The organism is Kitasatospora sp. NPDC051702, from assembly GCF_040681575.1.
Classification (GTDB): Bacteria; Actinomycetota; Actinomycetes; order Streptomycetales; family Streptomycetaceae; genus Kitasatospora.
In genome coordinates this window covers 1-10,593 of sequence record NZ_JBFAZB010000089.1, presented here as the reverse complement: position 1 = coordinate 10,593, position 10,593 = coordinate 1, and the positions used below count along the sequence as shown (strand labels likewise).

8 protein-coding genes and 1 pseudogene are annotated in these 10,593 nt (G+C 72.2%); 3 read left to right on the top strand and 6 right to left on the bottom strand.

Features of this window, described 5'->3' with window-relative positions; translation table 11 throughout:
• Positions 1–183: pseudogene (locus AB0N04_RS38120) on the bottom strand (polyphosphate kinase 2); the annotation flags it as partial.
• 208 nt (positions 184–391) lie between these two features.
• Between AB0N04_RS38120 and AB0N04_RS38115 the strand changes: the two are divergent.
• On the top strand, positions 392–1,321 hold the full coding sequence (locus tag AB0N04_RS38115; protein WP_360208903.1) for a LysR family transcriptional regulator: 930 nt from the start codon (positions 392–394) through the stop codon (positions 1,319–1,321).
• On the opposite strand, the gene AB0N04_RS38110 is transcribed toward AB0N04_RS38115, so the two are convergent.
• The 4 genes from AB0N04_RS38110 to AB0N04_RS38095 form a co-directional block, all read right to left on the bottom strand.
• Positions 1,318–1,827, bottom strand: a complete 510-nt coding sequence (locus AB0N04_RS38110) for an N-acetyltransferase (RefSeq protein ID WP_360208901.1) — start codon at positions 1,825–1,827, stop codon at positions 1,318–1,320. The genes AB0N04_RS38115 and AB0N04_RS38110 overlap by 4 nt on opposite strands.
• Positions 1,828–1,919: 92 nt before the next feature.
• Positions 1,920–3,710, bottom strand: a complete 1,791-nt coding sequence (aspS, locus tag AB0N04_RS38105; protein WP_360208899.1) for an aspartate--tRNA ligase — start codon at positions 3,708–3,710, stop codon at positions 1,920–1,922.
• Positions 3,707–4,969 (bottom strand): histidine--tRNA ligase, encoded by a 1,263-nt coding sequence (gene hisS / locus AB0N04_RS38100; protein ID WP_360208897.1) that lies wholly within the window; start codon positions 4,967–4,969, stop codon positions 3,707–3,709. The genes aspS and hisS overlap by 4 nt, the downstream gene beginning before the upstream one ends.
• An 11-nt stretch (positions 4,970–4,980) precedes the next feature.
• A complete protein-coding gene (locus AB0N04_RS38095; protein ID WP_360208894.1) occupies positions 4,981–5,688 on the bottom strand; it encodes an MBL fold metallo-hydrolase in 708 nt (235 codons plus the stop codon).
• A gap of 275 nt (positions 5,689–5,963) precedes the next feature.
• Here AB0N04_RS38095 and AB0N04_RS38090 point away from each other — a divergent pair, with 275 nt between their 5' ends.
• Both AB0N04_RS38090 and AB0N04_RS38085 read left to right on the top strand, forming a co-directional pair.
• Positions 5,964–6,791 carry a peptidylprolyl isomerase gene (locus tag AB0N04_RS38090; RefSeq protein WP_360208891.1) on the top strand — a complete coding sequence of 276 codons (828 nt, stop codon included), beginning with the start codon at positions 5,964–5,966 and terminating at the stop codon, positions 6,789–6,791.
• 264 nt (positions 6,792–7,055) lie between these two features.
• The gene (locus AB0N04_RS38085; RefSeq protein WP_360208888.1) at positions 7,056–8,285 is read left to right on the top strand and encodes a DUF349 domain-containing protein; all 1,230 of its coding nucleotides are present in this window, start codon (positions 7,056–7,058) and stop codon (positions 8,283–8,285) included.
• An 86-nt stretch (positions 8,286–8,371) separates the two neighbouring features.
• Here the strand turns inward: AB0N04_RS38085 and AB0N04_RS38080 are convergent.
• Positions 8,372–10,593, bottom strand: a 2,222-nt coding sequence (locus AB0N04_RS38080) for a bifunctional (p)ppGpp synthetase/guanosine-3',5'-bis(diphosphate) 3'-pyrophosphohydrolase (RefSeq protein ID WP_363365731.1), incomplete at its 5' end; no start/stop codon positions are given.

Here is a 10,593-nt window from a genome sequence, read left to right as displayed (position 1 = left end):
CCGCTTGATCGCGCCGCCCTTGCCCGCGGCGTCCCGGCCCTCGAAGACCACCACCAGCCGGGCCCCGGTGACCCGCACCCACTCCTGGAGCTTGACCAGCTCCTGCTGCAGCCGCAGCAGCTCCCGCTCGTAGGGCTTCCTCGACAGCCGCTCCGACTCCGCGGTCCGCTGCTCCTTCGCCACCTGGGCTCCTCCGTCCGACGCCGCTGATCACCAGTCACCGTAGGCGCTGGGGGCCGGTTCCGCAGGTCGTGCGACGGGTCCGCGGCAGCGGCGGCCCCCTGAACCGCCGCTGCCGCGCTCCCCCGTCCGATCGGCGCGGACGCCGAACGATCAACCTTGGCCCACACCTGCCGGGCCGGTCCAATATCCCGTTCCATAACCTTGGGGCATGGATGTCGACACCCGGTTGCTGCGCAGCTTCACCGCGGTCTGCGAGGAGGGTCAGCTGACCGCCGCGGCGGCCCGGCTGTTCGTCTCCCAGCCGACGCTGACCAAGCAGATCCGCCAGCTGGAGGCGCTGCTCGGGGTCGAGCTGTTCGAGCGCTCGCGGCGCGGCATGACGCCCACCCAGGCCGGCCGGGCACTGGCGGAGCACACCGGGGCGCTGCTCGCCGGCTGGGACGACGCGCTGCGCACCACCCGCGCGGCCGCGGCCGGGCAGTGCTCGGTGCTGCGGGTGGGGTTCGAGGGCGGCATCATCAACCTGGTGACCCGCAGCACGCTCGCCGACTTCGCCCGGCGGATGCCCGGCTGGCAGGTGGAGCTGCGGCAGAACAACTGGTTCGACCCGACCTCGGGACTGGCCACCGGCGAGATCGACCTGACGCTCTGGCACGGACCGCCGTGGCTGGTCGAGCACTACAACGCCGCCGTGCTCGGCCAGGAGGCGCGGGTCGCGGCTTTGCCGGCCGGGCACCGGCTGGCGGCCCGGGCCGAGCTCGACCTCGAGGACCTGGCGGACGAACCGTTCGTGGCGATACCGCACGAGGCCGGGCACTGGCGCGAGTACTGGCTCGCGGCCCACGAGCGGGGCGGGCGTCCGGTGCGGATCGGCGCGGTGGCGCACAACTCCGACGAGTGGCTGGCCGCGGTGGTGTGCGGCCAGGGCGTCGGCTTCGCACCGGAGACGATGAGCCGGCTGGCCGCGCGGGATGACGTCGCCTACCGGCCGGTGCGGGGGCTCAGCCCGAGCCAGGTCGGGCTCTACTGGCCGAAGGACCGCGAACTCACGCCGGCGATGGCCGCGTTCGTGCGCAGCTGCCGGGTCACGGTACCGTTCGGCGGGGGTCGGGCCGGCGCGGCCCGGGGCGCGGCCTAGACCGAGACGAACGGCTCCGGGTAACGGCAGAGCCCGCGCGGACCGCCGTCGTACGCGGGCAGCGCCAGCGTCTGGAAGTAGGTCTCGGGCACCTCGAACGGGCCGCTGACCTCGTGCCGCACGGCCGGGGCGAAGCCGAACCGCCCGTAGTACGCCGGATCGCCGAGGACGACCACGAGCTTCTCGCCCGCCTCCTCGGCCGCCGCCAGCGCGGCCCGGACGACCAGCTCGCCGACGCCCTTGCGCTGCCACTCCGGCGCGACCGCGACCGGCGCGAGCGCCAGCCCCAGGCCGTCCTCGCCGACCCGCAGCCGGGTCAGCAGCGCGTGCCCGATGACCAGCCCGGTCTCGTCGACCGCGACCACGGACAGCCCGGGCACCCAGGCGGGATCGCGGCGCAGCGCGTCCACCAGGTCCGCCTCGTCCGGGCCGGGGAACGCGGCCATGTGGACGCGTCTGGTGGCCGGGGCGTCGTCCGGACATTCGACTCTCGTGGTGACCTTCATGAGTCAACCCTCCCTGTGTCACACACCGTTGTGGACCGGCCCCGGACGGTGGGTGGACCGTCCGGGGCCGTTGCAGGTTAGCGGATTCGGCGTCAGGCCTTGGGCTGGGCCTCGGACTTGGCGTCCTCGCGCTGCTTCGGGGCGGCGTCCACGCCCGCCTCGCGGCGCTGCGCCGGGGTGATCGGCGTCGGGGCGCCGGTCAGCGGGTCCCCGCCGGTGGACGTCTTCGGGAAGGCGATGACGTCCCGGATGGTGTCGTAGCCGCCGAGCAGCGTGACGATCCGGTCGAGACCGAAGGCGACGCCACCGTGCGGCGGGGGGCCGTAGTTGAAGGCGTCCAGCAGGAAGCCGAACTGCGAGGCCGCCTCCTCCTCGGAGAGGCCGATCGCGTCGAACGCCCGCTTCTGCACGTCGCGCTGGTGGATACGGATCGAACCGCCGCCCAGCTCCGAGCCGTTGAGGACCAGGTCGTAGGCGTTGGAGAGCGCCGCACCCGGGTCGGTGTCGAAGGTCGCCAGCGACTCGGCGGTCGGTGCGGTGAACGGGTGGTGCACCGCGTGCCAGCCCTGGAACTCGCCCTTGTCGTCCTCGATGGGCTCGAACATCGGGAAGTCGACGACCCAGAGGAAGGCCCACTGCGACTCGTCGATCAGCTCGCAGCGGCGGCCGATCTCCAGGCGGGCGGCGCCCAGCAGCTCCTGGGAGGCACGCTGCTTTCCGGCCGCGAAGAAGATCGCGTCGCCGTTCTTGGCGCCCGCGGCGGCAGCCAGGCCGGCCAGGTGCTCCTCGGACAGGTTCTTGGCGACGGGGCCGCGCAGCTCGCCGGTCTCGGCGTCGATGACGACGTAGGCCAGGCCGCGGGCGCCGCGCGCCTTGGCCCAGTCCTGCCAGGCGTCCAGCGCCTTGCGGGGCTGCGAGGCGCCGCCGGGCATGACCACGGCACCGACGTACGGGGCCTGGAAGACGCGGAACGCGGTGCCCTTGAAGTACTCGGTGAGGTCCGTGAGCTCCTGCCCGAAGCGGACGTCCGGCTTGTCGGAGCCGTAGCGGGACATGGCGTCCGCGTAGGACATCCGGGGCAGCGGGGCGGGCAGCTCGTAGCCGTGCACCTCGCGCCAGATGGCGCCGACGATCTTCTCGCCGAGGGCCAGGATGTCCTCCTGGTCGACGAACGAGGCCTCGATGTCCAGCTGGGTGAACTCCGGCTGCCGGTCGGCGCGGAAGTCCTCGTCGCGGAAGCAGCGGGCGATCTGGTAGTAGCGCTCCATGCCGGCCACCATCAGCAGCTGCTTGAACAGCTGGGGCGACTGCGGCAGGGCGTACCAGTGGCCGGGCTGCAGGCGGACCGGGACGAGGAAGTCGCGGGCGCCCTCGGGGGTGGAGCGGGTGAGGTACGGCGTCTCGATGTCGAGGAAGTCGTTCTCCTCCATCACCCGGCGGATGATGTTGCTGACCTTCGAGCGCAGCCGCAGGCCCTTCGCCGGGCCCTCGCGCCGCAGGTCCAGGTAGCGGTAGCGCAGCCGGACCTCCTCGTTGACCGTGCCCGGCTCGTACTCGGCGACGGGGAAGGGCAGCGGGGCGGCCTCGGAGAGGACCTCGATCCCGCTGACGACGACCTCGACGGCGCCGGTCGGGATGTCGGGGTTCTCGTTGCCCTCGGGGCGCACCCGGACGTCGCCGACGACCTTGACGCAGTACTCGGCGCGCAGGCCGTGCACCGAGTCCAGGTCGCGGACCACGATCTGCACGGTGCCGGAGGCGTCGCGCAGGTCGATGAAGGCGACACCGCCGTGGTCGCGGCGGCGGGCGACCCAGCCGGCCAGGGTGACGGTGGTGCCTGCGTGCTCCGGGCGGAGCGTGCCCGCGTCGTGCGTGCGGATCACAGCTGCTTCTCCTTCAGGGTGGTGACGAGTGCGTCGAGGGCGACGGGGTTCTGCTCGCCGGTGGTCAGGTCCTTGAGCTGGACGACGCCCTCGGCGAGGTCGCGGTCACCGGCGACGAGGGCGAAGCGGGCGCCGGACCGGTCGGCCGACTTCATGGCGTTCTTGATGCTCTTCACGCCGAACGCCAGGTCGGTGGCGACACCGGCCCGGCGCAGCTCGACGACCTTGGCGAACAGGACGTTCTTGGCCTCCTCGCCGAGCGCGACGGCGTACACGGAGGTGGCGGCGGGGAGGTCCAGGGCGGCGCCCTCGGCCTCCATCGCCAGGAAGGTGCGGTCCACGCCGAGGGCCCAGCCGACGGAGGGCAGCGCCGGGCCGCCGATCATCTCGGAGAGGCCGTCGTAGCGGCCGCCGCCGCCGATCGCGGACTGGGCGCCGAGGCCGTTGTGCACGAACTCGAAGGTGGTGCGGGTGTAGTAGTCCAGGCCGCGGACGAGCTTGGGGTCGTCGACGAAGGCGACGCCGTTCGCGGTGAGCAGCTCGCGGACCTTCTCGTCGTACGCCTTGCACTCCTCGCACAGGTAGTCGCGCAGCTTCGGGGCGTCGACGAGCTGGGCCTGCACGGCCTCGCGCTTGTCGTCGAGGACGCGCAGCGGGTTGATCCCGGCGCGGCGGCGGGTGTCCTCGTCCAGGTCCAGGCCGGCGAGGAACTCGACCAGGGCGGCGCGGTAGACCGGGCGGCACTGCTTGTCGCCGAGGCTGTTGAGCAGCAGCGAGTAGTCGCTCAGGCCCAGCGAGCGGAAGGCGTCGTCGGCCAAGATGATCAACTCGGCGTCCAGCGCCGGGTCCTCCGCGCCGATGGCCTCCGCCCCGACCTGCGAGAACTGGCGGTAGCGGCCCTTCTGGGCGCGCTCGTAGCGGTAGTACGAGCCGGAGTACCAGAGCTTGACCGGCAGGTTGCCCTGCTTGTGCAGGTTGGCCTGGAGGGCGGCGCGCAGCACCGAGGCGGTGCCCTCCGGACGCAGCGCGAGCTCGTCGCCGCCCCGGGTGGTGAGGTTGTACATCTCCTTGCTGACGATGTCGGTCGACTCGCCGACGCCGCGGGAGAAGAGCTTCACGTCCTCGAAGACCGGGGTCTCGACGTAGCCGTAGCCGGCCCGGCGGGCGGGCGCGGCGATGCGCTCGCGGATCGCCAGGAAGGTCGCGGAGCTGGGGGGCAGCAGGTCGTAGGTGCCCTTGGGGGCGGTGAAGGTGCTCAACTTCTCTTCCGTCACATTCCTCGTCGCGGGAAGGCCGGGGCGCCTGCCGCCCCCGCTGCCTCTCGGAGGTAGGGGTTGGTGGCGCGCTCGCGGCCGATGGTGGTCTGTCCGCCGTGGCCGGAGAGGACCACGGTGGTGTCGTCGAGGGGCAGGCACACCCGGGCCAGCGAGCGCATGATCGCCGCGCTGTCCCCGCCCGGGAGGTCGGTACGCCCGATGGAGCCGGCGAACAGCAGGTCGCCCGAGAACAGCACCGGGGGGAGGTCCTCGGCACCGGGCGTCCGGAAGGTCACCGACCCCCCGGTATGGCCCGGGGCGTGGTCGACGGTGAGCTCCAGGCCGGCCAGCTCCAGCAGCGCGCCGTCGGTGAGCTCGCGCACGTCGTCGGGCTCGCCGACGGTGAGCTCGCCCATCAGCTGGGTGCCCAGGGAGCGGCCGAGCGCCTTCTCCGGGTCGGACATCATGTACCGGTCCTCGGGGTGGATCCAGGCCGGGACGCCGCGGGCGCCGCAGACCGGGACCACCGAGGCCACGTGGTCGATGTGGCCGTGCGTGAGCAGCACGGCGACGGGCTTGAGGCGGTGCTCGCGGACCATCTCCTCGACGCCGCGGGCCGCCTGGTGGCCGGGATCGACGATGACGCACTCCTCGCCCGCCGCCGGTGCGACCAGGTAGCAGTTGGTGCCCCAGGCTCCAGCGGGGAATCCGGCGATGAACACGCGCGTCCTTCGTGATGCGGTCGGCAGCGGCGGCTGCGGGTGCGGCTGCCGGGTGCTGGGGGCGGCTTCCGGGGATGCGGCTACCAGTGGTGTATGGGCAGCCTACCGGCGGTGCGGGTCCGGTTGCGAACCAGATGCGGGTGGCGGCCGCGCTTCGTCCTGACAGGTTCACCGCGTTCTTACGGGCCCGGTCCCTACACTTGGCCGCTGATGGATGCGATGATCCGCTCCGGTACCCATCCACTTTTCCAGCACATCCGTAGGAGACACGGCCGGTGGTCAGCAGCGAACAGCGGCGGCGGCAGCTCGCCCGAGAGAAGTACGAGCGCCAGGCGGAACGCCGGGCCGCGGCCCGGGCCGCGCGCAAGCGCCGCAACGCGATCCTGGGCGCCTCGCTCGCCGTCGTGGTCCTGGCCGGCGGCGGTGCGCTGATCGGCACCGGCGCGTTCGACTCGGACGGCAAGGACAAGTCGCCCCAGGCCGCGCCCACCCAGGCCAACGAGCCGACCACCCCGGTCCGCAAGGCGGTCGAGGGCTGCGCCGCGCCGGCGCCGGGTGCGCCGAACGGCAAGCAGTGGAAGACCGAGCCGGCCATGTCGATCGACACCGCCGCCTCGTACACGGCCGTGCTGGACACCAACTGCGGCAAGGTGACGCTGTCGCTCGACGCGGCCAAGGCGCCGCACACGGTGAACTCCTTCGCCTTCCTGGCCGGCGAGAAGTACTTCGACCACACCAAGTGCCACCGTCTGACCACCGACGGCATCTTCGTGCTGCAGTGCGGCGACCCGACCGCCAGCGCGACCGTCCCCGGCGGCACCGGCGACCCGGGCTACAAGTTCGCGGACGAGAACCTGACCGGCGCGACCTACCCGGCGGGCACCGTGGCGATGGCCAACTCCGGCCCGGGCACCAACGGCAGCCAGTTCTTCCTGGTCTACAAGGACACCCAGCTGCCGCCGAACTACACCCCCTTCGGGAAGATCACCGGCGGCCTGGACGTGGTGCAGAAGATCGCCGCCGCGGGCACCCTGGAGGGCGGCACGGACGGCCACCCGATGGCCGACGTCACCTTCAACTCGGTCACCGCCACGAAGGGTTGACCTACCCCGGGGTCGCCCGCGAGGCTTGCCGACGGCGCCCGCGGGCGGCCCGGGCCCGAAATCGCCCGGCCCGGATGCGGACAGCACCGGGCCTGGTCGCCTATGTTGGCGTTGTATAGGGTGCCCGGACCCGCCTAGCCGCCACCCTCGGCAGCAAGTCTCGGCGGACGGGGACGGCGGACTCATCGGTCCGCCGCACATCAACTGTGGACGACGGACGCGCGCCGCCCCGGCGCGGGCGCGACGTCATGTGGAGGACGCGCTATGAGCAGCGACCCGTGGGGCCGTGTCGACGAGCAGGGCACGGTCTACGTCAGGACGGCCGACGGCGAACGCGTCGTCGGTTCCTGGCAGGCCGGCTCGCCCGAGGAGGCCCTCGCCTACTTCGAGCGCAAGTACCAGGGCATCGAGGTGGAGATCGGCCTGCTGGAGAAGCGGGTGCGCACCACCGACCTGGCCGCCAAGGACGCCCAGACCGCGCTGGACCACCTGCGCACCCAGGTCGTCGAGGCGCACGCGGTCGGTGACCTGGAGGCCCTGGCCAAGCGACTGGACACGCTCGCCGGCGAGATCGAGAGCCGGCGCGAGGAGCGCAAGGCCGCCCGGGCCAAGGCGCAGGACGAGACCCGCACCGCCAAGGAGGCGCTGGTCGCCGAGGCCGAGCAGCTCGCCGAGTCGACCCAGTGGCGGGAGGCCGGGGACCGGCTGCGCGCCCTGGTGGACACCTGGAAGGGCCTGCCCCGCCTGGACCGCAAGAGCGACGACGAGCTGTGGCACCGCTTCTCGCACGCCCGCTCGGTCTTCTCCAAGCACCGCAAGGCGCACTTCGCGACCCTGGACGCCGAGCGCGAGCAGGCCCGGCAGACCAAGGAGGCGCTGGTCACCGAGGCCGAGGCGCTCTCCTCGTCCACCGAGTGGGGCGACACCGCGGCCCGCTACCGCGACCTGATGGCGCGCTGGAAGGCCGCCGGCCGGGCCCAGCGCGACGTCGAGGACGAGCTGTGGGCGCGGTTCCGCGGCGCGCAGGACGTGTTCTTCCAGGCCCGTTCCGCGGTGTTCAGCGAGCGGGACGCCGAGCAGGTCGCCAACCAGCAGCTCAAGGAGGCGCTGGCGGCCGAGGCCGAGGCGATCCTGCCGATCACCGACCTGAAGGCGGCCAAGGCCGCGCTGCGCGAGGTGAACGAGCGCTGGGAGGCGATCGGGCACGTGCCGCGCGACGTCCGTCCGAAGCTGGACGGCCGGCTGAACGCGGTCGAGCGGGCCATCCGCGAGGCCGAGGACGCCGAGTGGAAGCGGTCCAACCCGGAGGCCAAGGCCCGTGCCGCCGGCATGGTCGGCCTGTTCGAGGCCAAGGCCGAGAAGATCCAGGCCGACCTGGACAAGGCCCGTGCCGCCGGCAACGCGTCCAAGGCCGCGAAGCTGGAGTCCGAGCTGGCCGGTGTGCAGACCCTGCTGGAGCAGGCGCACCGCAGCCAGGAGGAGTTCAGCGGCTGACCGTCCCGGTCGGCCCGCCGTACGCCGAAGGCCCCCGGGGGGAACTCCCCCGGGGGCCTTCCTCGTGCGCGCCGCGCGCCCGGCCGCTACTTGCGGGCCGAGGTGACGCGGTAGACGTCGTACACGCCCTCGACGCCGCGGACGGCCTTGAGCACGTGGCCGAGGTGCTTCGGGTCGCCCATCTCGAAGGTGAAGCGGCTCATCGCGACCCGGTCGCGGGAGGTCTGCACCGCCGCCGACAGGATGTTGACGTGCTGGTCGGAGAGCACCCGGGTGACGTCCGACAGCAGTCGGGACCGGTCCAGCGCCTCGACCTGGATGGCCACCAGGAAGACCGAGGACTGGGTGGCCGCCCACTCGACGTCGATCATCCGTTCCGGCTGCTGGCTCAGCGCCTCGACGTTGACGCAGTCGGCGCGGTGGACGGAGACGCCGTTGCCGCGGGTCACGAAGCCGAGGATCGGGTCGCCCGGCACCGGGGTGCAGCAGCGGGAGAGCTTGACCCAGACGTCCTCGACGCCCTTGACGATCACGCCCGGGTCGCCCTTGGCCCGGCGGCGCACCGCGCGGCGGTTGTCGTGCGTCGGGGTCGCGGTCTCGGCGAGGTCCTCGGTGGCGCCCTCCTCGCCGCCGAGCGCCTGGACCAGCTTCTGCACGATGTTCTGCGCGGCGACGTGGCCCTCGCCGATCGCGGCGTAGAGCGAGGAGATGTCGGGGTAGCGCATCTCGTGGGCCAGGGTGACCAGCGAGTCGCCGGTCAGGATCCGCTGGATCGGCAGGCCCTGCTTGCGCATCGCCCGGACGATCGCCTCCTTGCCGTGCTCGATCGCCTCCTCGCGGCGCTCCTTGGAGAACCAGGCGCGGATCTTGTTGCGGGCGCGCGGCGACTTGACGAAGCCCAGCCAGTCCCGGGACGGGCCGGCGTTCTCCGCCTTGGAGGTGAACACCTCGACGGTGTCGCCGTTCTCCAGGGTCGACTCCAGCGGCACCAGCCGCCCGTTCACCCGGGCCCCTATGGTCCGGTAGCCGACCTCGGTGTGCACCGCGAAGGCGAAGTCGACCGGGGTCGCACCGGCCGGCAGCGCTATCACGTCGCCCTTGGGCGTGAAGACGAAGACCTCGTTGCTGGCCAGGTCGAAGCGGAGCGACTCGAGGAACTCGCCCGGGTCGGCGGTCTCCTTCTGCCAGTCCAGCAGCTGCCGCAGCCAGGCCATCTCGTTGACGGCGCCGGCCTTGTCGTCCTTGCGGACCTGGGTCGGGGTGTCGGTGCGGACCTTGGAGGCGCCGGCCACCGCGCGCTGCTTGTACTTCCAGTGCGCGGCGATGCCGTACTCGGCCCGGCGGTGCATGTCGAAGGTGCGGATCTGCAGTTCGACGGGCTTGCCGCCCGGGCCGATCACCGTGGTGTGCAGCGACTGGTACATGTTGAACTTGGGCATCGCGATGTAGTCCTTGAACCGCCCCGGCACCGGGTTCCACCGCGCGTGGATGGTGCCCAGCGCCGCGTAGCAGTCGCGGACGGTGTCGACCAGGACCCGGATGCCCACCAGGTCGTAGATCTCGGCGAAGTCCCGGCCCCGGACGATCATCTTCTGGTAGACCGAGTAGTAGTGCTTCGGCCGGCCGGTGACGGAGGCGGTGATCCGGGCGCCGCGCAGGTCCCCCTGGACCTGGTCGATGACGGTCGCCAGGTACTCGTCCCGCTTGGGGGCGCGCTCGGCGACCAGCCGGACGATCTCGTCGTACATCTTGGGGTAGAGGATCGCGAAGGCGAGGTCCTCCAGCTCCCACTTGATGGTGTTCATGCCCAGCCGGTGCGCCAGCGGGGCGTAGATCTCGAGGGTCTCGCGGGCCTTCTTCTCCTGCTTCTCCCGCTTGAGGTAGCGCATCGTGCGCATGTTGTGCAGGCGGTCGGCCAGCTTGATCACCAGGACCCGCGGGTCCTTGGCCATCGCGACGACCATCTTGCGGACGGTCTCGGCCTGCGCGGCCTCGCCGAACTTGACCCGGTCGAGCTTGGTGACGCCGTCGACCAGCAGGGCCACCGAGTCGCCGAAGTCCTTGCGCAGGGTCTCCAGGCCGTAGTCGGTGTCCTCGACCGTGTCGTGCAGCAGCCCGGCCATCAGGGTCGGGGCGTCCATCCCGAGCTCGGCGAGGATGGTCGCCACGGCGAGCGGGTGGGTGATGTACGGGTCGCCGCTCTTGCGCTTCTGCCCGCGGTGCCACTTCTCGGCGACGGCGTAGGCCCGCTCGATGTCCCGCAGCAGCGCCGGGTCGGCCTTCGGGTCGTTCGCCCGGATCGAGCGGA

Coding starts and splice junctions, on each gene's coding strand:
- AB0N04_RS38115 (WP_360208903.1), top strand. CDS start 392: ATGGATGTCGACACCCGGTTGCTGCGCAGCTTCACCGCGGTCTGCGAG.
- AB0N04_RS38110 (WP_360208901.1), bottom strand. CDS start 1,827: ATGAAGGTCACCACGAGAGTCGAATGTCCGGACGACGCCCCGGCCACC.
- AB0N04_RS38085 (WP_360208888.1), top strand. CDS start 7,056: ATGAGCAGCGACCCGTGGGGCCGTGTCGACGAGCAGGGCACGGTCTAC.